We start from the raw sequence: 21,834 nt of genomic DNA on the forward strand, positions 1-21,834 counted from the left end.
ACCCGTTTGGGCGCTGCAGCCGCTGGTCGCGTACGACATATTCATGTACAGCCGCAGTCAGGATCGGGGGATCAACGCAATGCCGACGCTTTACGCGCTCAAGCCGGCTTTCCAGGGGAGACTGCGGCCGCTGGTCAACCGGCTGGCGGCCATCGGTGTCACCGCCAACAGCGTAACCATCCTGGCTGCCCTGATGTCGATCGCGGCCGGAGCGGTCATCGCGACCCTGCCTGAATGGCGCTGGCCACTGCTGCTCATTCCCGTGGTGCTGTTCGTGCGCATGGCGCTCAATGCGGTGGACGGCATGCTGGCACGCGAACATGGCCAGGCTTCGACGCTCGGCATATATCTGAACGAGATCTGCGACGTCGTTTCAGACCTGGCGCTGATCCTGCCTTTTGCAGCCTTTGCGCTGTTCAATACCTGGGGTGTCATCGCCTTTGCCATCACTGCGGTGCTGACCGAGTTCGCCGGTGTGCTCGGCATCGCGGCCGGCATCGGGCGCAATTATGCCGGGCCGTTCGGCAAGAGCGACAGGGCGCTGGCGCTGGGCGTGGTGGCCGTTCTGTGCGCCGCCGATCTGTGGTCTCCATCCATCGCGCCGCTTGTGTTTCCGGCCATGGCAACGCTTTCGCTGCTGACCGCCATAAACCGGATACGCGCCGGCCTTATTGGCAGCGCCAGCTGAGCACCGGGGCTCGCCATGCCGCCAGAGGGGAAGACCATGATGCACGGATCGATCGCAGCGGCTGCCGAAAGCCTTGGCCGGCAAGCACAAGAGCGTGTCTTCCTTAGCCATGACGGGACCGAAATCTTCTACCGGTTCTGGCCGGCGGTTTCCGCGGATGCCAAGGGCGCGGTGGTGCTCTTCCATCGCGGTCATGAACATGGCGGCCGCATGGCCCATCTCGTCGACGAATTGCAGATGCCGGATCACGCCTTCTATGCCTGGGATGCCCGCGGCAACGGCCGTTCGTCCGGCGAACGCGGCTATGCTCCGTCCTTCGCGGCGCTGGTGCGCGACATAGACTGCTTCATGCGCGAGATCGCCGCCAGGGATGGCTTCGCGACGCAGGATATCGCACTGATTGCGCAGTCCTTCGGCGCTGTGCTTGCCGCCGCCTGGGTGCACGACTATGCGCCGAAACTGCGCGCCATGGTGCTGGCCTCGCCGGCCTTTTCGGTCAAGCTCTACGTGCCCTTCGCCAAGGAAAGCATCGCGCTCTGGCAAAGGCTCAAGGGCCGTTTCTTCGTCAACTCCTACGTCAAGGCGAATTTCCTGACCCATGATCCCGTGCGCATCGCCTCTTTCGAGAGCGATCCGCTGATCACGCGTCCGATCGCCTCCAACATCCTGGTCGAACTCTTCCAGCACGCCGCCCGTATCGTTGCAGACGCCCGCGCCATCACCGTGCCGACGCAGCTTCTGCTTTCGGGAAGCGACTGGGTGGTACGCCATGGCCCCCAGCACGACTTCTTCGTCAATCTCGGCAGCAGGACCAAGGAACGCCATGTGTTGCCGGGTTTCTTCCACGACACGCTGGGCGAGCGCGACCGGGCGCAGGCCCTCGACCTGATCCGGCCGTTCCTGGCCAAGCAGTTCACGGCGCCGGACGCGGTGGCCGACCTGAAGCAGGCCGATATTGCCGGCTACACGCGCGACGAAGCCGACCGGCTTGCCTCGCCGCTCGATCTGCTGTCGCCAAAAGGGCTCTATTGGGCGTTCAGCCGCGCCTCCATCCGCATGGGCGCCTGGGTCTCGTCGGGCATGAAGGCCGGTGTTACCACCGGCTTCGATTCCGGCTCGACGCTGGACTATGTCTACGAGAACGACGCGCGCGGGCTGACGCCGCTTGGCCGCTTCGTCGACCGCATCTTCCTGGAGGCCATCGGCTGGCGCGGCATCCGCCAACGCAAGCTGCATCTGGAAGAACTGATCGGCTCTTGCCTGGCGACGCTGAAGGCCGCCGGCCGGACGGCCCACATTCTCGATATCGCCGCCGGCCACGGCCGCTATGTTCTCGATGCGATCGTGAAGAGCCCCGACCAGCCGGCAAGTGTTCGCCTGCAGGATTATTCCGACCTCAATGTCGAGCTCGGCCGCAAGCTTATTGCCGAGCGGCACTTGCCGGCCAGCGTCTCGTTCAGGCGCGCCGACGCTTTCGATGCGGACATGCTCGCCGCGACCGATCCGGCGCCGGACCTCGCCATCGTTTCAGGCCTCTACGAACTGTTCTGCGACAATGCGATGATCGCCTGCTCGCTCGGTGGACTGGCCAGCGCCATGCGGCCGGGCAGCCTGCTCCTCTACACCAACCAGCCCTGGCATCCGCAGCTTGAGATGATCGCACGCAGCCTGACCTCGCATCGCGGTGGCCAGGCCTGGGTCATGCGCCGGCGCACGCAAGGCGAAATGGACCAGCTCGTCGAGGCGGCCGGTTTCGAGAAGCTCGACCAGCGCATCGACCAATGGGGCATCTTCACCGTCTCGGTCGCGCGGCGCCTGTAGGACCCGCCGCGGCATGCCCACTGACCCTGAAGCTTCGCAATCCGCATCTGCCGCAGCCGCTGAACCCTATGGCCGGGTGGTGGTCAGGGCCGCGTTATGGCTGGCGTTCCTGGCGCCGTTCTTCTACCTGACCTATGGCTTCGCCAACTGGCTGGCGTCGCGGCGCGACGATGTCGGCAGCATCGTGTTCTCCTGGGAATACAACATCCCGTTCGTCGCCTGGACCATCGTGCCCTACTGGTCGATCAACCTGTTCTATGGCCTGTCGCTGCTGCTCAACGATAGCAGGCAAGGGGTCGACCGCCTGGCCGGCCGCTTACTCACCGCGCAAATCGTGGCCGTCGCCTGCTTCATCCTGTTCCCGCTGTCGGCGACATTCGTGCGGCCGCAAACGACCGGCCTGCCAGGCTTCATGTTTGCCGTGCTTGGCGGTTTCGACAAACCGTTCAACCAGGCGCCCTCGTTGCACATCGCCCTGCTGGTCATCATCTGGGACCATTGGCGCCACCGGCTCGGCGGCCTTCTCCTGCCGCTCTGGCATGGCTGGTGCTTCCTGATCGGCGCCTCGGTGCTGACGACATGGCAGCATCATTTCATCGACATCCCGACCGGCGCGCTGCTCGGATTTTTCGCGCTCTGGCTGTTTCCGCGCAGCGGGGAATTGCCGATTTCAGACTTCCGGTTGACGCGCGATGCGAAAGCCCGCCGGCTGGCGCGGTTCTATGCGCTGGGCGCCGTCCTTATGCTGGCGGGCGCCGTGTTCGGTGCGTCCGTTTCAGCCGTCGCGCTCTTCCTGCTTTGGCCGGCTTTGGCACTGGTCATCGTCGCCCTCGCCTATGCCGGGGCCGGCTCAAAAGTGTTCCAGAAATCCGCGGATGGCAGCGTCGCCCTCGCAAGCCGCATCCTGCTCCTGCCCTACCGCCTTGGCGCCAGAACAAACATATGGGCCTGGACACGGGATCTTGCTGCGCAGGCGGAGGTCGACGACGGCGTCTTTCTCGGACGCTTTCCCACCGCAAGCGAGGCCAACGGCTTCGGCACGGTCATCGACCTCGCCGCCGAACTGGAAAGGCCGGCGGGAGCGATTTGCCGCTGGATCAGCTTTCCGACGGTCGACCTGTTGCAGCCGCACGCAATGATGCAGCAACAAGCAGCCGGCGCGCTGGAGAAAGCGCGCCGCAACGGTACGGTGCTTGTCTGCTGTGCGCTTGGCTTCCAGCGCAGCGCCGGCGTTGTCGCCGAATGGCTGGTCGCGACTGGCAGGGCCAAGACGCCGGCCCTGGCTCGCGAGATGCTGACGGCCGCCGGCCGGCCGGTTCATCTTGCCGAGGCCGTGCAGCGGGCGGCATCATGACCGGCAGTGCCTATCGGGAAAGCACCGACCGCCTCGCCGGCATGCTGATGCGGCAGGCCGCGTGGCCGGCCGCACTCGTTGTGGCCGCAAACGTGCTGGCGCCCCTGGCCGCTTCAGCGCGCGGCGCCTTCGAGACCTGGCCTGCAGCCGTCGCGCTGTCGCTCGCCGCCGCGAGCGCGGTTGCCGTGCTGGCGCTGTCGGCGCTGCTGGCATTCGACGCGCTGCTGTTCCGGCTGATGGCCAGCCATGACGATGAGACTTCCGGTGGCGCCGCTGTGGACGACATCCTTGCAGGCATGGGCCTGAAGCGGCTGCCGCCCTCTACACGTTCGCTCGACGAGCGCATGGCCGGTACGCGCCGGTTGCTCACCAGGCAGCGCGCAGCCCTTGGCCTGTTCGTGGCGATGCTTTTGGCGGCGGGATTCTGGGCGCCGCGATGAGCAGGCTTGCGCTGAAGACTTTTACCCTGCTGCAGACGGTAACCTCCGTCGGCCTCTCGGCGCTGGCATGGGCGGTGACCGGGGTGCGCCCGATCTGGAACGGCAGCCTGCCGTCGGACCGGCAGCGCATCTATTTCGCCAACCACACCAGCCATGGCGACTTCATCCTCTTGTCCGCGTGCCTGAGCGAAAAGGAGCGCGCGATCACCCATGCCGTGGCGGCGGGCGAGTATTGGGGAAAATCGCGGCTGCGCCGCTTCATCGCCGAAGACATGCTGTCGTCCGTGCTCATCAACCGGCAATGGACGAAGCCCGAGGAAAACCCGATCGAGATCATGCTGTCGGTCCTCGACCAAGGCCACTCGCTGATCCTGTTTCCCGAAGGCACCCGCAACATGACCGAGGAGCCGCTGCTGGCCTTCCGCTCCGGGCTCTACAATCTGTCGATGGCGCGGCCTGATGTCGAGCTGATCCCGTGCTGGATCGAGAACATGTCGCGCGTGCTGCCCAAGGGCCAGTTCCTGCCGGTTCCGCTTCTGTGCCGCGTCGTCTTCGGCGCGCCGGTGACGGTGGCTCCGGGCGAAGAGCGCCGTGCCTTTCTCGACCGAGCCCACGCCACGCTCCTGGCGCTCAACCCGCGCCCCGAGCGAGACAAATGATGCGCCACGACATCTCGATTTTGATCATCGGCCTGCTGGTGGTGCTGACGACCGCCAGCATCGTCGCCGCCATGCTGTCGGCGCGAGCGCCGAAGCCGCTCAGTTCGACGCTGATCAATCTGACCCAACGCATCAACGCGTGGTGGGTGATGGTGGCGCTGATGACGGTCGCCTTCTTCTTCGGCCGCTACGGCATGACCATCCTGTTCGCGCTGATTTCCTTCGCGTCGCTGCGCGAATTCGTCACGCTGACGCACACAAGCCGCAGCGACCATTGGGTGCTGCTTGGCATGTTCGGCATCATCATACCGGTTCAATACTGGCTGGTGTGGACCGCCTGGTACGGGCTCTTCGTCATCTTCATTCCGGTCTATTGCTTCCTGCTGATGCCGGCCATTACCGCGCTGCACGGCGACACCGAACGCTTTCTCGAGCGGATCGCGGCGCAGCAGTGGGCTGTCATGATCTCGGTCTATTGCGTCAGCCATGTTCCAGCGCTGCTGACACTCGATGTGCCCGGCTTCGAAGGCCGCAATCTGCTGCTGATCGCCTTTCTCATCATCGTCGTGCAAGGCAGCGACGTGCTGCAATACATCTTCGGCAAGCTGTTCGGAAAACACCGTTTCTCGCCGACCGTCTCGCCGTCGAAAACCTGGGAAGGCCTGATCGGCGGAGTGGTGTCGGCGAGCCTGCTCGGCGCGCTCTTGTCCTTCGTGACGCCGTTCTCGCCGCTGCAGGCGGCGTGCGTGGCCTTCGTCGCCTGTTCAATGGGGTTTCTGGGCGGACTGGTCGCCTCGGCCATCAAGCGCGACCAGGGTGTCAAGGACTGGGGCCATCTCATCGAAGGCCATGGGGGCATGATGGACCGCACCGACAGCCTGATCTTCGCGGCCCCGATCTTCTTTCACATCGTGCGCTATTTCTGGACACTCTGAGCCAACAAACGCCGGTCTCAGAGCTGGTTCCGGACGTCCCAGCCAAAAGCGCATACCGGCTGATCCCTGGCTAACTGCCGACCAGCGGCACGGTAACGGTTGTCGCGTAATTGATGGGAAAGGCGCTGAAGTATGGGAAATCGATGACGAAGGCATAGGTGGCGGTCAGATGCGCCATGCGAAAGCCGCCGCTCGCCGGGTCGATGAGGATCGTGACGTTCACATCCTTCAGACCCAGGGCCTGTAGCTTCTGCGTCGCGATCGATTGGATGTCGGCCTGCGTCAAATTGTTCTGAAGTTGTAGCGAGCGTGACGATGTCTCGAGCGTATATCGAACACTGGAGACGGAGTTCATCGACCAGCCGAAGGCGAAGATGCCGAACAGCAACATGATGAGAAAAGGCGCGATGAGCGCGAATTCCAACCCAGCCCCGCCCGACCGATCCCGGCTGAATGCGTTTGCCTGAGCGCCTTGTTTTGAAGCGGCTCCAAACGGAAAACCGCCACGCACTCCTGGAATTGCCCTAGCGAACACGGATCACCTCGAGGTGGCCAATGGTGCTGGAAGCGGAAAAGACGCCGAAGGTGACGGGCGGCACCCAGGTCGCGGATGCCTGGATCTGAACATAGATCGACGGCACCTTCGGCCCGCTGCAGAGGGCGGAGGCGTCGACCACGGTGGTTCCGCACATGTAAATCCGGCTTAGCGTGACCTGGCCGTCCGGCGGCCTATGCTCCCAGCTCGCAATGGCAACCGCCTGGGTCACTGTATCGCTGGCCGATCCTTCCATGATCAAGTTGGCGGCCGTCTTCACGCCGGCACGCATCGACAGCGAGCTGGTCATATAGGACCAGCCGTCCAGGATCCCAAGCAGCGCTACGCACAGCAAGGGGAGCACCAACGCGAACTCGACCGCGGCAACACCCGTATCGTCACTCAGGATCGGCACTGGTTGTCGTTCCATGGCTGGGCTACTCGACCAGCGCCACGGACGGCGCTGCTGGAATGTTGTCTATTCCCAGGCTTTTGCAATTCTGATTGATGGTTGAGTTGCCGGACCACTGGATCAGATCCGCAACAACCCGGGTGCAACCGTTCTTGCCCGAGAAATTGCCGAGATAGTTGACCTGTTGCTTGGGGAAATAAAGCGAGCCCGTCAGCAGCGACGACGCCGTGCCGTTGAAGGTGCTCTGTCCACCGGTACCCGTCCTGTCACCATACATCAGCACGCCCGAATAGGTGCCGGATGTCGGTGCGCTTAACGTGACGGTGGCGTTGCCGTTCATCGAAACACGCGATGCACCGGCAACGTAAATGGTAACGCCGTCGCCGGAGATATTGGCGTTCGCATTCACTTTGAAATCGCCGCCCTGGATGACATAGACGCCGGGCTGAAGCGTGACATTGCCGCTAAGACTGAGTCCATTACAGTACGTACCCGGCCCTAGCGTCGGTTTGTTGGCGTTCTGGCAGGGGTTCGAGGCCGCCGGTGCCGGCAAGCCGGCATAGGGGTCGGCGGCGGGCAGCGCCTGGGTGATCGGCGCGGCGCAGACCGTGGTGACGGGGTTGCTGAGAGAAACACCGCCCGCCGTTATCAGGCAATCCGCCTGGAGGCCCGCCGAGCCCTGAAGCTTGATGGCATCGGAAGCGATCGAATTCGACATAACCGAGCAGCCGACGACCTTCACGTTCGTATTGCCTGAAAACAGCACCGCCTGCGAAGCAGACGGATCGAGCGCGAGCATGCAGGCGCTCGAGGCATCGGTGATGAGCGCCACGGCCCTCGCGTGCTCGGGAACCTTGTCTTGCGTGAAAATCGACGTGAAAATGCGGTCGAGGTTCTGCCCGACGATGACCTCTACCGCTTTCTTGGCCGTGTTCGGCCCAGACAGGGGCGGCGTATTGACGACGATCGTGCCCGAGCCGAGCCCATTCGTCGCGGCCGACTGGGTCGCCGCCGCGATGACTGTCGGCTTGTCGGAACCCGAAATTTGCTCCAGCGCGCCGGCATAGGCCGCGGCATCCGCCGTGGCCTGCAATCTTAGGCTGTTATAATACCAGTAGGAGGTTTCCACGCCAAAGCCCGCCGCACCGACGACGATCGGCAGGGTAAGCGCGAAGATCGTGGCGACGTTTGCACTTTTGCTCCGGCATAGAGCGGTCGCCATGAGCCAAGTTCGGGTGAAGCAATCGCAGGCCATAGCGTAAATTAGAAAGCACGCATATGTGAAGGAATGGCTAAAAAGTTCGGTTCATTTTGGTCGCGGCTTCGATTTGATTCAAAAGCCGGCTTGGCTGATCGTGCCCGTAAATTTCTCGTGAACAATAAATTCTCGGCGCGGGCGCCGCGGATGGTTTACCGGCTGTTAACGGCACAGCGCCCCCCGTATAGTCCGATGGGCTAATTTAGACTTTTCAAATATAAATTTAGCTGCCTCCGTTATATAGTTGCAGTTGCACAACATCCTTAGCGTTTTGGTAGTCCTCTGGACTATAGATGGATTGCCGGGCGGTAGCATTCATGCTGCGTTCGGTGCATCAGGAATCAGGGGAAGAAGGCATGGCGGGACGGATTCACGTGCGCGGCGGGGTTTTGGCCGTGGCGCGCGGGCGGTTTTGGGCGGGGGCTTCCCTGGCAGCGCTGGTCGCCGCCGGGATGGCGCCGCGCCATGCGGTGGCGGGCAACTACGTCGCCAACAGCGATGGCGCGCTTCGCGCCGCGATTACAGCCGCGAATGCCGATTCTGATCCCAACGCGACGATCACGTTGACCGCCAGTTTCACAGTATCGTCCTCGAACTTGCCGACGCCCACCAAGCCGCTGACGATCGACACGCAAGGGTTTACCCTGTTTGGCGCACCGGGCAGCGGTGTTCCAATCTCCGGCGCTGGCGCCGTGCGGACGCTGATGGGCACGTTCAAGGGCTCGGATGGCGGCACTTCATCAGCAGGCCTGCAGATCCGGACTGGGGCCGCGGTGATCAATATGGGCTTGGTCCAGGGCGGAACCGGGGCTTCAGGATCCGGCGGCGCGGGCGTCGATTTCGGCGGCCCGGGTGCTGTCGCTACCTTGACCAATAACGGAACGATACGCGGTGGGCCGGCTGGGAGCGGCAGCGGCGGTATTGGCGTCTACGTTCGAAATGGTGCCGGTCAGATCATCAACACCGGCACCATCGAAAGCGGTGGCCCGGGTGTGGGCGCCATCGCCGGCAACAACGCTGTCGGCTCCATCGATGTTGTCAACAGCGGCACGATCCGCGCTGGAACCGGCGCCGACGCGATCGGCTGGGTTTCGAACATCACGCCGACAACCGGCGTAATCCGTCTCGAGCTGCAGGACGGCTCGCAGATTTTCGGCAATGTGGTGGCGAACGCCACGGCGACCACCGACCGCCTCCGGCTCAACGGAACCGGCTTCTCGATCCTGGATGGTTCGATTGGCGCCGCCGGGCAGTATCGCAACTTCGACATTTTCGAGAAGACCGGCAGCGGCACCTGGGCACTGACGGCCGACAACACGGCCACCACCAACTGGGATATCCAGCAAGGCACCCTGCAACTGGGAAATGACGGCACCAGCGGCTCGATCATCGGCGACGTCGCCAACGCTGGCACGCTGGCCTTCAACCGCAGCGACGCGCTGACATATGGCGGTATCATCAGCGGCACCGGAACGGTCAACCAGATCGGCAGCGGAACGACGATCCTCACCGGCGCCAACACCTACACCGGCGGCACGACGGTCAACGCCGGCAAGCTCGTCGTCGAGGGCTCGCTCGGCAACACCGAAACGACGGTCAACAGCGGCGGCACGCTGGGCGGTTCCGGCTCGATCGGTGGCGCGGTGATCGTCGCCGATGGCGGTGTGCTGGCGCCAGGGTCCAGCCCGGGCACGCTTACGGTCGGGTCGCTCAGCCTGAGCTCCGGCTCGATCCTCGACTACGAGCTTGGCCAGGCCGGCGTTGTCGGTGGCGGTGTCAACGACCTGATCGAGGTGACCGGCGCGCTGACGCTGGACGGCAGCCTCAACATCACCGATGTCGGCGGCTTCGGGCCCGGCGTGTACCGGCTGATCAATTATGGCGGCGCGCTCACCGACCACGGCCTCGAGCTCGGCAATTTGCCGGCCGGCGTCACGGCCGCCGACCTGACGGTGCAGACCTCTGTCAACAAGCAGGTCAATCTGATCAGCAGCGTCGGCACCGATTTGTGGTTTTGGGACGGCGATGCAGCCGGCAACGCCAACAACAATCTGGTCGATGGCGGCAACGGCACCTGGACGGCGACCAGCCCAAATTGGACGACCAGCACCGGCCTGGTCAACGGAGCCATGAAACCGCAACCCGGCTTTGCCGTCTTCCAGACGCTCGGCGGCACCGTCGTCGCCGACGACAGTGCCGGCGCGCTGGAGGTCACCGGAATGCAGTTCGCCGCCGATGGCTACCGCATCGAGGGCGATCCGGTCACACTGGCCGGCGCCGGCGGCGAGAGCATCATCCGGGTCGGCGACGGGACGGTGGCTGGCGCGGGCTATACAGCCACCATCGCCTCGGTGCTCACCGGGGCCAGCAGTTTGACCAAGACCGATGCGGGTACGCTGGTGCTGTCGGGCGCCAACAGCTACGCGGGCGGCACGACGGTGTTGGGCGGCGTGCTTTCGGTTGCGGCCGACAACAATCTCGGCGACGCCGCTGGCGCCCTCACCCTGTCGGGCGGCACGCTGCGCAATACGGCGGCCTTCGGCTCCGCGCGCGGTGTCATACTTTCGGCGGCCGGAGGCACATTCGACACCGTGGCCGACCTCACCTTGTCCGGCGCGATCTCGGGCGCCGGCAGCCTTGCCAAGACCGGCGCCGGCACGCTGACGCTGACCGGAACCAACAGCTATGGCGGCAACACGCTGGTGGGGGCTGGCACCTTGGTCGGCAATGCCGCTTCGATCCGAGGCAACATCGGCAATGCCGGCATCGTCGTCTTCGACCAGGCGGCGGACGCCAGCTTTGCCGGCGATATCTCCGGCACCGGCGCGATGGTGAAGGATGGCGCCGGCACGCTGACCCTTTCAGGCACGTCGCTGCTGGACTGGACCATCGACCAAGGCGGCCTCGTCGCGGCGGCCGAGCGCTTCGGCGGCGATGTCTCGATCGGCGCCGGCGCCTCGTTCACCTTCGACCAGACCGCCAATGCGAGCTATGCCGGCGTGCTCTCGGGCGCCGGAAATTTCGTCAAGGACGGCTTGGGGACAGTGGTTCTGGCCTCGGACAACTCGGCTTTCGCCGGCGCCACTTTGGTCAATGGCGGCACGCTCGCCGCGGGCGCGGCCAACGCGTTCAGTTCCGCTTCGCAGTTCTCGGTCGCCTCGGGCGCGACGCTCGATCTCGCCGGCACTTCGCAGACGATCGCAGGGCTGACCAACGCGGGAACGGTAGGCATCGCCGGCAGTCTTGGAAGCAAGCTGACCGTCAGCGGCGACTATGTCGGCAATGGCGGCAATGTTCTCATCGGCGCCGCCCTGGGTGCCGACAACTCACAGACCAACATGCTGGTTATCGCCGGGGGTACGTCAGGCGCGGGCACGCTCCAGGTCGTCAATCTCGGCGGCGGCGGGGCGCAGACGGCCGAAGGCATCAAGATCGTCGATGTCGGCGGCGTCTCGAACGGCAGCTTCTCGCTCAAGGGCAACTACACCTTCCAAGGCGATCAGGCGGTGGTCGGCGGCGCCTATGCCTACCGGCTCTACCAGGGCGGCACGAGCACGCCCGGCGACGGCGACTGGTATCTGCGTTCCGCCCTGATCGATGGCGGTGGACCCGGAACTCCGCTCTATCAGGCCGGCGCACCGCTGTACGAGGCTTATGCGGGTGCATTGCAGACCTTCAACCAATTGGGCACTCTGCAGCAGCGGCTCGGCAACCGGTCGTGGACCGTGGAAGCGCAAGGCGCCGACGGGGTTTCCGACGATGTGAGGGCAGAGGCAGGCATCGGCTTGTGGGGCAGGATCGAGGGCACCAGCGGCTCCTATGATCCGGAAAACTCCACAACCGGGACGACTTACGACACGTCGACCTGGAAGCTTCAGACCGGCGCCGACATGCTGCTTTCCGACAGCGCCGCCGGTCAGCTCATCGGCGGTGTCGCTTTCCAGTACGGCACCGTATCAGCCGACGTCTCGTCGCTATTCGGCAGCGGGTCGATCGACAGCACCGGCACCGGCGTTTCCGGTTCGCTGACCTGGTACGGCGCGGAAGGGTTCTACCTCGACAGCCAGGCGCAGGTGATCTGGTACGACAGCGATCTCGACTCGGCGACCGCCGGACAGCGGCTGGTCGACGGCAACAATGGCGTTGGCTACGCGCTCGGCGTCGAAGCGGGCAAGCGCATCATGCTCGACCCGAGCTGGTCGCTGACGCCGCAAGCGCAGCTTGCCTGGTCGTCCGTCGACCTCGACGCGTTCACCGACGCCTTTGGCGCAAGGGTTACGCCCGGCAGCAATGATAGCCTGCTTGGCCGTCTCGGCCTGTCGCTCGACCACCAGTCACAGTGGCAGGACCGCAGCGGCCGGACCGGGCACACGAATGTCTACACGATCGCCAATCTCTATTACGACTTCGAGGACGGCTCGTCGGTCGACCTGGCCGGCAGCAGCCTCTCGAGCAGGAACGACAAGCTCTGGGGCGGTCTCGGCATCGGCGGCACGATCAACTGGGCCGACGACAAGTTCTCCGTCTTTGGCGAAGCTGTCGCCCGCACGGGGTTGGAGAACTTCGGTGACAGTCATGCACTGACGGGTTCGCTCGGTTTGCGGGTCAAGTGGTAGAAAGCCCACGGTCGCTAAGTCCCGCCAAAACCCGGCCCTGTGCCGCTTGACGGCACAGGCACGCCAGTTTCTTGTTCCGGCAAGCTCGGCCGACAGAAGAGGTGCCACCATGGAAAAGATCATCCTGGACTGCGACCCTGGGCATGATGACGCGATCGCCATCCTGCTGGCGGCGGGCAATCCGAACATCGATCTCCTCGGCATCACCACGGTTTCGGGCAACCACAATGTCGAGAACACCACGCGCAATGCGCTTTCGGTCTGCACCGCCTACGGCATCAAGGTGCCGGTGGCGAAGGGCTCTCCCGGCCCGCTGCTCATCGACCAGGTGCTGGCCATCGAGATCCACGGCGAGACCGGGCTCGACGGCCCCGAGCTGCCGTCCGCCTCGTTCGAGCTCGACAAGCGCCATGCCGTCGACTTCATCATCGACACGGTCATGGCGCATGAGCCGAAGACGGTCACGCTGGTGCCTGTCGGTCCCTACACCAACATCGCCTTGGCCGTGCGCAAGGAGCCGCGCATCGTCAGCCGAGTGAAGCGGGTCGTCGCCATGGGGGGAAGCTATACCCGAGGCAACATCACGCCCGCGGCCGAGTTCAACATCTATGGCGATCCGGAAGCCGCCGATGTTGTGTTCCGGTCCAAGTGGGACGTCACCATGGTGGGTCTCGACCTGACGCACCAGGCGCTCGCCACCACGGCGCTTCAGGACCGGGTGCGCGCCGTCGGCGGCCCGATCGCCAAGTTCATCCTCGATATCTGGGAGTTCATAGCGACCACGCATTGCGGCCTGCTGCAGATCGAGTATCCCGCCGTCCATGACGCATGCTGCGTGGCGGCCATGATCGACCCGACCGTCTTCACCACCGAGAAAGCCGACATCCGCGTCGAGCTTGCCGGCCGGTGGACCAAGGGCATGACTGTCTGCAATTTCGAAAAGATGGGCGGCATGCACCATTTCGGCGGCACGGCGAGCGAGCAGCTCGACTTCAGGCACAGCATGGCTATGAAGCTCGATCATGCGAAGTTCTGCGATTTGATTGTGGATGCGCTGGAGCGGTTGGCGAAGGGTAAGGGGTGAGATGGCGAGGCTGGCTGTCATGGCCTTCCGTCGGTATAGCGGTGACACGCGCCGCAGGACTCCATGACGTCGTCTTGGGGGCCGAGGCGGACCGCCAACTCCTAGCAGCAAGATCTGTAAAAGCTGACATTCAGTTCTGCGCGAGCAACGTTCTGATCTGACCCAAAGCCGCTGCTCGCAAGATTGCACTGACAGTTGGCACTGGGTGGCGAGAAGTGGTCATTCACTACGCTGTTTGCGGCCAATAGCGGATATTTTTGCATGAACAGCTCGTGTCATATTGCGGGATTCCCCAAGCCTTCCACCAGCGTGCTCAACGCCGCATCCAAGGGGGCCGATCCGACTTTCTCGGGCACCAGGAGCCCGTCGATCGCAAGCATGGTCATACCGTGGATGAGCCCCCACCAGGCTGCCGCCTGACCTTCTAACGCCCGCTTGCGAATGCTCCCCGCGTCCTGGCCGCACCGCAGGATCTCGAGCGCCACATCGAAGACCGCGAGCGCCCGCTCATTGAGATGCACGCCTGCGGCTTTTTCCTCCCCTGCGCTGAACATCAGGCGGTAGAGAGCCGGGTTGTCCGTTCCGAACGCGACGTAGGCATGAGCTACCGGAGCGATTTCGTCGCGCAGAGATTTGGGCGCCTCGGGCTTGGCTGCCGATATGGACGCCCGCAGCCGGTCGAAGCCAATCATTGCGAGCTCCGCAAGCAGCGCGGCTTTGTCCGGAAAGTGCTTGTAGGGCGCCGCGTGGCTTACGCCGGCCCGGCGGGCGACTTCCCGCAGCGTGAACTGCCAGCCCTTCTCCTCGCGAAGCATATCCAAAGCCGTTTCGATAACCGCACGACGGAGATCACCGTGGTGATAGGGGCGGCTGGGCGCGTCCTTCATGATGCCTCAAAGTTTCTTGTGGTTACATTGTTGACATTGACTACTTAAGCGCCTATGTCAAGGTGGAAGTTTCTCCTGTCTACATCGGAGTGGACCATGAACGCAATCGCAGAAATCACCGACGCTGATCGGCTAGGCAGTCTCCTCGCTGGCCAACGTGCTGCCTTCCTGCGTGACGGAGCGCCCTCGCTGGCGCAGCGACGCGCCGATCTAACCAAGTTCCGATCCGCGATCATCGGGCATCGCAAGGCGATCGAAGACGCCATCAATGCCGATTTCGGGCACCGCTCAAGGTATGAGACGGCGATCATGGAGGTTGGAGGGGTAGCCGAGGGCACGAAGTATCTGATCCGCAACCTTCGCAAATTCATGGCGCCGACCCGCCGCCACGTTGCTCTGCATATGCGGATGGGCAACGCCCGCATCGAATATCAGCCGCTTGGCGTCATCGGCGTAATGTCGCCGTGGAACTACCCGGTGAACCTCTCGCTGATGCCGGTCGTCACAGCCATCGCTGCCGGAAACCGGGTGATGCTGAAACCCTCGGAGTTCACACCCGTCACCAATGCGCTGCTCGCGAAGATGCTGGGCGAGATCTTCCCCGAAGATCAGTTCGCGATCGTCACCGGCGATGCGGCCGTAGGATCGGCGTTCTCGGCCTTGCCGTTCGACCACTTGGTCTTCACCGGGAGCACCGCAGTAGGGCGATCGGTGATGAAGGCCGCAAGCGGCAACCTCGTTCCGGTTACCCTCGAACTCGGAGGCAAGTCACCTAGCATCGTTGCCAAGGGCCACGCCCTTGACCAAGCGACGGCGTCAATTGCCTACGGAAAGCTGCTCAGTGCCGGACAAACCTGCATCGCCCCGGACTACGCACTCGTCCACGAAAGCGACGTTGACGCGTTCGTCAAGGCATATGACCGGAAGGTGGCGTCCTTTTATGCTGACGGTCCGACGAGTGAACACTACACCGCAATCATCAACGAGCGGCACTATGCCCGGCTTCAGAGCCTGATCGACGATGCTCGCTCCAAAGGAGCGCAGATCATCGAGGTCGGCAACCGGCCCGGCGATGCCTCCCGACGCCCCAACACGCTGGCGCCAACCGTCGTCCTCGGGATCACGGACGACATGCGCATCGCTCATGAGGAAATCTTCGGCCCGGTCCTGCCGATTTTTCCCTACCGCGACGTCGAAGAAGCGATCGCCTACGTGAACGCCCGGCCCCGTCCGCTCGCGCTCTACTACTTCGGTGCCGATGACGAAGACCGACGCAAAGTGCTGAGCCGAACGACCTCCGGCAACGTCACCATCAACGGTACGATCATGCACATCGCCCAGGATGACTTGCCTTTCGGCGGTGTCGGTCCCAGCGGCATGGGCGCATACCATGGCATCGAAGGTTTCCGTACCTTCAGCCATGCCAAAGGGATCTATGAGCAGGGCCGCTGGAACCTCTCCAATCTTCTCCACGCCCCCTTCAGACAGCCGATCGATATCATCCTCAACATGATGCTCCGGTAACCAGCATGCCGTCATCAAGTCAAGCTCAGGAGCATCCGCACATGACCACCGACACGTCGTTGCCACTACGCGGTTCCTGCGAATGCGGCGCCTGCTCGTTCGAGGTGCATACCTCGCCGAAGGCCAGGTTCCGGTGCCACTGCCTGATCTGCCAGGCGTTCAACGGCAAACCGTTCGCGGATGTGGTCGCCGTTCGCGGCAAGGATGTCGTGCTGAAAAACGCCGGCAATATCTCCTTCAAGAAATACCGTCCGCCGCCGAACTTCAATCGCGGGCTCTGCCGGGCCTGCGGCAAGCCGGTTGTGGAAGTTGCGGGCTTCGGGCGGTTCAAGGTGATGTTCATCCCGGCCAGCAACTTCGAGTCCGCGGCCCGGCTGCCGCCGGTTCGGTTCGACATGTTCTATCACCGTCGTGTGCGGGACACGCCCGATAGCGTACCCAAATACAGCGGCTACTTCGCGAGCGAGTTGGCGGTCGGGAAACTGATCGTGAGTGGTTTGTGAAATGGCGAGTCGATTATTTGGCGAAGCATGATCCGATTGCTCTTCTAGGCCAGCGGGGGCAATGCCCGGCGGCAGATTAGGGTCGGTTCACGACTGCGCAGCAGTCTGCGCGAGTGTCAAGAATTGGCGCAACAGCGAACACTATTAGGGTCCCAAGGACGTTCGCTTTCAGGAAGCGCCGAAGCTGATCTCAACGACCGATATGAGGCGCAAAGCCGACGTTCGAGTTGGGCTCAGCGGAGAGTCCGCGTTCCGCCGATTTTGTCAGACAGTCGCCATCCATCGCTTCATACGCGAACGGCCGCCTCGCCAATCCCACCAAAGTCCGCCCCTGCTGCCCCCACCAGCCCTTGACGAAAATCGGCGCGCCTGTTTGAGACACAGGGGCAAATGGGGCATTTGCTCCATGGGGAGACAAGCAAGCGGTGGGCAGGAAGCGGGTTTTTCGATGGCTTGCCGCTGTGATCATGGCGTCCGGCTTGGCCGGGTGCACCAGCGTTTCCTATTATGCGCAGTCGGTGGAGGGCCATGTGCGGATCATGGCGGCGCGGAAAAATGTCGGGAGCCTCATCCGCGATCCTTCGACGCCGGAGGCATTGCGCGCCAAGCTGACGTCGGCGAGCGCCATACGTCGCTTTGCCACGGATGAACTGGCGCTGCCCGAAAACGGCAGCTATCGCAGTTATGTCGACATCGGCCGGGACGATGTGACGTATGCGGTTTTTGCCGCACCGCAATTCTCGCTCACGCCAATTACATGGTGTTTTCCGGTCTTCGGCTGCGTTCCGTACCGGGGCTACTTTTCGCGGAAATCCGCGGCTGAAAGCGCTGTCGAACTGCAGCGACAGGGGCTCGACGTTTACGTCTCGGGCGTCACCGCATATTCCACGCTGGGCTGGTTCAGCGACCCGCTGCTCAGCACCATGCTGCGCCAGGACGACACCTATCTCGCCAGCCTTGTCTTTCACGAGCTGGCGCATCAGAAAATCTATGTCGACGGCGACTCCGCGTTCAACGAGGCTTTCGCGGTCTCCGTCGAAACCAGCGGCGTGCGGAAATGGCTTCGCGCCACCGGCAATCGCGCCGGGTTGCGCCGTTATGAAACGAATCGCAAGCGCAGCGCGGATTTTCTTCGGCTGATCGCGAAAACGCGGGACGAGTTGGGCCAAGTCTATCGAAGTCCCCGGACCCCGGAGAAGATGGCGGCTGCCAAGGCAGCCACGATCGACAGGCTGCGGGTGCGTTACCGGCGGATGCGCGACAAGCAATGGGCCGGATATCGGGGATACGATGCCTGGTTCGCGGCCCCGATCAACAATGCCAAGCTCGCCGCGACCGCTGTCTACGGCGAACAGGTTCCGGCATTTCTTCGCCTGTTCGATTTGTGTTCCGGCGACTATCCAAGGTTTTATGCCGCCGTTCGCCGGATCGGAGATCTGCCCGCACCTTCCCGAGCCCAGGCTCTGAAGACCGCCGCTGCCTGTAACTGATATTGGCGAGCAAGGCCGCGCAAGCCTGGCCCGCAGGGCAATGTGAAGCGCTTCATGGTGTGGACGGTTGTCTTTGTCATAGTTTCATTGGTGAGCGGGGTTTCATTGGGTGAGCGGGGTTTCGTTCAATGAGCGCGGGGGCAAAGATGGGCGGTCGATTGCTGGCGGTTTTTTCCGGGTCCTGGCTGGGCAGAGTCCTGGCCGGGTTGGCGGTCTTTGCTGTCACGCTTCTTGCCGAGCCGATCGGCGCGAGCGGCCAGGAAGTGGAAACGGTGCGCGTCGCCACCTTCAACGCCTATCTGCTGTCGCCGATCTTCAAATGCGCCAATCCGAACTTCGCCGATTGCCTCATCCAGATCCACGGCCAGACCGAAAAACAGGCCAAGCATCTCGCCGAGACCATTCTCAAGGACACCGACCGCTTCGACATCATCGCCATCAACGAGGCCTGGGACGAGGACGCCAAGCAGATCCTCATCGACAGGCTGACGCCGGTCTATCCGAACTTCGTGCGCAAGATCGACGCCGCGCTCTTGAAGGTGCGGCCGCAGGCCATCGTCGATGCCATCACCAGCCTCGATCCGGCGGCGGCCGTCGCCATCTATGGCGAGCCGGTCGAGAAGATCGACGGCGAGGACAGCGGCCTGATGTTCTTCGCCAAGAAGGAGTTCAAGTTCCTGCCGCTGCCCGACGGCAGCTTCAAATGGGGCAAGAACGACGGCGAGACGCTGGATGCCGCGACCGACGAGGTCGGCTTCACGCTCTACGATCATTGCGGCGGCGTCGACTGCCTGTCCGGCAAGGGCGCGGCGATCGTGCGGCTGCTCCACCAGCCCTCGCAAAGCAATTACACGGTCATCTTCACCCATGCCCAGGCCGACTATTTCGACAAGAGCCCGCCCGAGCTTCACGCCGACGCCCGCGATGCGCAGTTCGACCAGGTCCAGAAGCTGATCGAGACGACGCTGTCGCCGCTGACGGCCGCGCAGCGCAAGCGCGAACGGGTGCTGGTGATGGGCGACCTGAACGTGCCGGTGTTCCACCAGCCGATGGGCGAATGGGCGCGCCGCTTCGCCAGTCCCGGCAAATACTGGACATCCAAGCATTATGACAGCTGGGCAGCGACCAACCGCGCCGACCCCGGCATCTCCAACTACATCGACGGCGAGCGCTACGATTATATCCTCGCCGCGCCGCAGCCTTATCTGAGCGGCGGCATCGAAGGACCGATCTGCGTCCAGCATGTCACCATCCCGGTCGATTTCGTCAACCTCGAGAGCGACCACAATCTTTTGACCGCCGACCTCAATCTCGGCAACAATTTCTGTCATCCGGGCATCGCCTACCAGGTCGACCTGAAGCCGAAGAAGGGGCCGGACGGCAAGCCGCAGGCCGAGGAGGTAATCGATTTCAGGAACGGCCAGGACGTCACCCAGATCCGCTTCCCGGGTTCGATGCAGTGGTTCCACGTCGTGCGTCAGGATGCGGGCAGCTATTCGATCGGCGCCGACAATCCGGGCGTCAACATCGACATCTACCAGCCGTCCAACATGACGACGCCGATCTCCAGCTATTACGGCGACACCAGGACGGTCCACGACGGCGAGCAAACCTTCACCGTCCACACCTATGCGCTGCCCAAGGAGTTCTTCATCCGCGTCACCGGCAAGGACCGCGACTGGCGAGGCAATTATGCGCTGCTGGTGCGTCGCCATACCTGTGCGACCAAGGAAGAGGCCTGCCCGCTGCAGCCTGGCGAGCCGCCGCAGTTCGCCTCGCTCACGGAAGCCGGCAGCCTGCTCGGCAGCCAGGACGAAGCCTGGTTCCGTTTCGACGTCGTCGGCGAGGCCGACAGCGGCGCCGACCAGACCGTCACGCTGACCGCCGACGGCTTGCCCGACCCGAACGGCTACAAGGCGACGCTGGAGGAGTTCGACAACCCGCATGGCGGCGAACCGCCGATCGCTATCTCCGGCAGCAGCCGCATCGTCAGCGACGCCATGGGCAACGGCACGCACGGCTATCTGGTCGTCCACCAGGCCGCGGCCGGAAACCAGCCGGTGCGGGTGCGCGCCTCCATGCAGACCACGGTGCGCAATCTCGAGATCAAGGCGCTGATCTGCGAGGACGAGACCAATCCGGAATTCGGCTCCGACGACATCTTCACGCAGCTGTCGATCGACAGCCGCACCATCCGTTTTCCGGCTTCGGGCGAGGTGGAGTTCGACTGCGACGACTCCGCCGACCAGAAGGATTGGGCGACGCGGTTCGGCAGATCGACCCTCACCTTCGTCGACCATGCCGGACTTAAGGTGTTCGAGCAGGACACCATCCGGGACGACCCCAGCCACGTCAGGGATTTTCCCGACCTGCCGGCCGGCGCCAGCTCGATCGACGGCGTGCGCACCCCGCTGATCTGGAAATTCGAGGGCGGCCGCTACCGGCTCAACTACGAACTGACGATGCGCAGGAACGAGCCCGTGGCGGCCGCGCCGTAGCAAGGCCGAGGTCGAGCCGCCTCCTGCCGATTGATCGATTCCAAAAAACAAGGCCCCTTGCGGGGCCTTGTCGCGACACCTTCGATTGTAGGGCCCTGCCCTACTTCCCGGCCAGCGCCTTGGCGTTTTCGGCGGTGATCGCGGTGGTCTCCACCGTCACCGTCGGCTCCACCGAGGTCGCACAATCGAGCAGGATCTTCTTCGACATCTCGATCGCTTCCTTGGCGCCCGTCGGATAGGTGAAGGTCGCCGCCCAGTCACCCTTGGCGACGGCCTCGATGCCGCCGGCCGGTCCCGGCAGGCCATCGGTGCCGATGATCTTGACGTCCTTGCCGGCACCCTTGGCGGCGAGCAGCGCGCCGGCCGCCATCATGTCGTTGGAAGCATAGAGCACCTTGATGTCGGGGTGCGCCTGCAGCATGGCGGCGAACGCGGTCTGGGCTTTGTCCGGCACCCAGTCGGCGGCCTGCTCGGCGACCACCTGGATCTTGGCGTTTTCCTTCACGCCGTCCTTGAAGCCGTTCAGCCGTTCGACAGCCGGCGTCGAGCTCGGCAGGCCTTCCAGCACCGCCGCCTCGCCGCCGTCGGGCAGCAGCGTCTTGGCGGTGTATTTGCCGGCTTCCATGGCGATCTTGTAATTGTCGCCGCCGATGAAGGCGGTGTAGTCCTTGCCGGGGTCGCCGACCGTCTTGCGGTCGAGTTCGATGACCGGGATGCCGGCATCCATGGCGCGCTTGACCGCCGGCGTCAGCGGTGCCGCCTCGAAGGGCGAGATCAGCAGGATGTCGACCTTCTGGGTGATGAAGTTGTCGACCTGCGAGGTCTGCGTGTTGACGTTGCCGGCGCCGTCGGCGATCTGCAGGGTGAAGCCCGGCACTTCCTTGGCCGCCGCGGTCAGCTCGTCATTGACGTGCTGGCGGTAGGGTTCGGCATTGTTCGCCTGCGAAAAGCCGATGATGAACTGGCCGTCCTTGGCGCAGGCTTTCACCATCGGGTCGGCGGCTTGCGCCGCTCCCGCAATGCACAGGCCAGCGCCTGCCAGAAGCGCGGCCTTGAGCACGCGCCTTTGTGTTGTGGTTTTCATAACTCTCTCCTCCTCGTCGGGCCGGGGGCCAGACCTTGGTTGACGT

General features: G+C 63.6%; 17 protein-coding genes. 12 read left to right on the forward strand and 5 right to left on the reverse strand.

From position 1 onward, the window contains the following. The first annotated feature begins 79 nt into the window (after positions 1-79). The 6 genes from AC0NIH_RS24935 to AC0NIH_RS24960 are packed head-to-tail and all read left to right on the forward strand — an operon-like array spanning position 80 to position 5,897. Positions 80-688 (forward strand): CDP-alcohol phosphatidyltransferase family protein, encoded by a 609-nt coding sequence (locus AC0NIH_RS24935; RefSeq protein WP_473468590.1) that lies wholly within the window; start codon positions 80-82, stop codon positions 686-688. Between the two features lie 36 nt (positions 689-724). After that, on the forward strand, positions 725-2,509 hold the full coding sequence (locus tag AC0NIH_RS24940; RefSeq protein ID WP_473468592.1) for a bifunctional alpha/beta hydrolase/class I SAM-dependent methyltransferase: 1,785 nt from the start codon (positions 725-727) through the stop codon (positions 2,507-2,509). Positions 2,510-2,522: 13 nt separating this feature from the next. Then, positions 2,523-3,863 (forward strand): phosphatase PAP2/dual specificity phosphatase family protein, encoded by a 1,341-nt coding sequence (locus tag AC0NIH_RS24945; RefSeq protein WP_473468594.1) that lies wholly within the window; start codon positions 2,523-2,525, stop codon positions 3,861-3,863. Then, a complete protein-coding gene (locus AC0NIH_RS24950) occupies positions 3,860-4,303 on the forward strand; it encodes a hypothetical protein (RefSeq protein ID WP_473468597.1) in 444 nt (147 codons plus the stop codon). Before AC0NIH_RS24945 ends, AC0NIH_RS24950 begins: the two co-directional genes overlap by 4 nt. Continuing rightward, positions 4,300-4,962: a lysophospholipid acyltransferase family protein gene (locus AC0NIH_RS24955; RefSeq protein ID WP_023779346.1), complete on the forward strand. Its 663-nt coding sequence runs from the start codon at positions 4,300-4,302 to the stop codon at positions 4,960-4,962. Before AC0NIH_RS24950 ends, AC0NIH_RS24955 begins: the two co-directional genes overlap by 4 nt. Further along, positions 4,962-5,897: a phosphatidate cytidylyltransferase gene (locus tag AC0NIH_RS24960; protein WP_023766476.1), complete on the forward strand. Its 936-nt coding sequence runs from the start codon at positions 4,962-4,964 to the stop codon at positions 5,895-5,897. The genes AC0NIH_RS24955 and AC0NIH_RS24960 overlap by 1 nt, the downstream gene beginning before the upstream one ends. Before the next feature lie 70 nt (positions 5,898-5,967). On the opposite strand, the gene AC0NIH_RS24965 is transcribed toward AC0NIH_RS24960, so the two are convergent. From AC0NIH_RS24965 to AC0NIH_RS24975, 3 genes are read right to left on the reverse strand one after another with little or no spacing between them, the layout of a single operon-like run. After that, positions 5,968-6,408, reverse strand: coding sequence for a TadE/TadG family type IV pilus assembly protein (locus tag AC0NIH_RS24965; protein ID WP_473468600.1), 441 nt, complete (start codon positions 6,406-6,408; stop codon positions 5,968-5,970). 13 nt (positions 6,409-6,421) lie between these two features. Further along, positions 6,422-6,862 carry a TadE/TadG family type IV pilus assembly protein gene (locus AC0NIH_RS24970; protein WP_473468602.1) on the reverse strand — a complete coding sequence of 147 codons (441 nt, stop codon included), beginning with the start codon at positions 6,860-6,862 and terminating at the stop codon, positions 6,422-6,424. 7 nt (positions 6,863-6,869) lie between these two features. Next, positions 6,870-8,099 carry a TadE/TadG family type IV pilus assembly protein gene (locus AC0NIH_RS24975; protein ID WP_473468604.1) on the reverse strand — a complete coding sequence of 410 codons (1,230 nt, stop codon included), beginning with the start codon at positions 8,097-8,099 and terminating at the stop codon, positions 6,870-6,872. Positions 8,100-8,458: 359 nt separating this feature from the next. Between AC0NIH_RS24975 and AC0NIH_RS24980 the strand changes: the two genes are divergently transcribed. Next, positions 8,459-12,718 (forward strand): autotransporter outer membrane beta-barrel domain-containing protein, encoded by a 4,260-nt coding sequence (locus AC0NIH_RS24980; protein ID WP_473468606.1) that lies wholly within the window; start codon positions 8,459-8,461, stop codon positions 12,716-12,718. Between the two features lie 109 nt (positions 12,719-12,827). Then, positions 12,828-13,802, forward strand: coding sequence for a nucleoside hydrolase (locus AC0NIH_RS24985; RefSeq protein ID WP_473468608.1), 975 nt, complete (start codon positions 12,828-12,830; stop codon positions 13,800-13,802). Positions 13,803-14,077: 275 nt separating this feature from the next. Here the strand turns inward: AC0NIH_RS24985 and AC0NIH_RS24990 are convergent, their stop codons facing one another. Further along, the gene (locus tag AC0NIH_RS24990) at positions 14,078-14,689 is read right to left on the reverse strand and encodes a TetR/AcrR family transcriptional regulator (RefSeq protein WP_473468611.1); all 612 of its coding nucleotides are present in this window, start codon (positions 14,687-14,689) and stop codon (positions 14,078-14,080) included. 96 nt (positions 14,690-14,785) lie between these two features. On the opposite strand from AC0NIH_RS24990, the gene AC0NIH_RS24995 reads away from it, so the two are divergent. From AC0NIH_RS24995 to AC0NIH_RS25010, 4 genes are all read left to right on the forward strand, one after another. After that, a complete protein-coding gene (locus AC0NIH_RS24995) occupies positions 14,786-16,213 on the forward strand; it encodes a coniferyl aldehyde dehydrogenase (protein ID WP_287272436.1) in 1,428 nt (475 codons plus the stop codon). A 41-nt stretch (positions 16,214-16,254) separates the two neighbouring features. Continuing rightward, positions 16,255-16,716 carry a GFA family protein gene (locus AC0NIH_RS25000; RefSeq protein ID WP_287272435.1) on the forward strand — a complete coding sequence of 154 codons (462 nt, stop codon included), beginning with the start codon at positions 16,255-16,257 and terminating at the stop codon, positions 16,714-16,716. Positions 16,717-17,183: 467 nt separating this feature from the next. After that, the gene (locus AC0NIH_RS25005; RefSeq protein WP_473468614.1) at positions 17,184-18,206 is read left to right on the forward strand and encodes an aminopeptidase; all 1,023 of its coding nucleotides are present in this window, start codon (positions 17,184-17,186) and stop codon (positions 18,204-18,206) included. Between the two features lie 128 nt (positions 18,207-18,334). After that, positions 18,335-20,704, forward strand: coding sequence for an endonuclease/exonuclease/phosphatase family protein (locus tag AC0NIH_RS25010; protein ID WP_473468617.1), 2,370 nt, complete (start codon positions 18,335-18,337; stop codon positions 20,702-20,704). Positions 20,705-20,804: 100 nt separating this feature from the next. On the opposite strand, the gene AC0NIH_RS25015 is transcribed toward AC0NIH_RS25010, so the two are convergent. Then, positions 20,805-21,788, reverse strand: a complete 984-nt coding sequence (locus AC0NIH_RS25015; protein WP_023766465.1) for a substrate-binding domain-containing protein — start codon at positions 21,786-21,788, stop codon at positions 20,805-20,807. Positions 21,789-21,834 lie beyond the last annotated feature (46 nt).

It is taken from the genome of Mesorhizobium sp. WSM1386, assembly GCF_055901595.1.

Bases quoted from the DNA above. Each gene is read 5' to 3' on its own strand.
- AC0NIH_RS24935 (WP_473468590.1), top strand. From the start codon at position 80: ATGCCGACGCTTTACGCGCTCAAGCCGGCTTTCCAGGGGAGACTGCGG.
- AC0NIH_RS24940 (WP_473468592.1), top strand. From the start codon at position 725: ATGATGCACGGATCGATCGCAGCGGCTGCCGAAAGCCTTGGCCGGCAA.
- AC0NIH_RS24945 (WP_473468594.1), top strand. From the start codon at position 2,523: ATGCCCACTGACCCTGAAGCTTCGCAATCCGCATCTGCCGCAGCCGCT.
- AC0NIH_RS24950 (WP_473468597.1), top strand. From the start codon at position 3,860: ATGACCGGCAGTGCCTATCGGGAAAGCACCGACCGCCTCGCCGGCATG.
- AC0NIH_RS24955 (WP_023779346.1), top strand. From the start codon at position 4,300: ATGAGCAGGCTTGCGCTGAAGACTTTTACCCTGCTGCAGACGGTAACC.
- AC0NIH_RS24960 (WP_023766476.1), top strand. From the start codon at position 4,962: ATGCGCCACGACATCTCGATTTTGATCATCGGCCTGCTGGTGGTGCTG.
- AC0NIH_RS24970 (WP_473468602.1), bottom strand. From the start codon at position 6,862: ATGGAACGACAACCAGTGCCGATCCTGAGTGACGATACGGGTGTTGCC.
- AC0NIH_RS24975 (WP_473468604.1), bottom strand. From the start codon at position 8,099: ATGGCCTGCGATTGCTTCACCCGAACTTGGCTCATGGCGACCGCTCTA.
- AC0NIH_RS24980 (WP_473468606.1), top strand. From the start codon at position 8,459: ATGGCGGGACGGATTCACGTGCGCGGCGGGGTTTTGGCCGTGGCGCGC.
- AC0NIH_RS24985 (WP_473468608.1), top strand. From the start codon at position 12,828: ATGGAAAAGATCATCCTGGACTGCGACCCTGGGCATGATGACGCGATC.
- AC0NIH_RS24990 (WP_473468611.1), bottom strand. From the start codon at position 14,689: ATGAAGGACGCGCCCAGCCGCCCCTATCACCACGGTGATCTCCGTCGT.
- AC0NIH_RS24995 (WP_287272436.1), top strand. From the start codon at position 14,786: ATGAACGCAATCGCAGAAATCACCGACGCTGATCGGCTAGGCAGTCTC.
- AC0NIH_RS25000 (WP_287272435.1), top strand. From the start codon at position 16,255: ATGACCACCGACACGTCGTTGCCACTACGCGGTTCCTGCGAATGCGGC.
- AC0NIH_RS25005 (WP_473468614.1), top strand. From the start codon at position 17,184: ATGGCGTCCGGCTTGGCCGGGTGCACCAGCGTTTCCTATTATGCGCAG.
- AC0NIH_RS25010 (WP_473468617.1), top strand. From the start codon at position 18,335: ATGAGCGCGGGGGCAAAGATGGGCGGTCGATTGCTGGCGGTTTTTTCC.
- AC0NIH_RS25015 (WP_023766465.1), bottom strand. From the start codon at position 21,788: ATGAAAACCACAACACAAAGGCGCGTGCTCAAGGCCGCGCTTCTGGCA.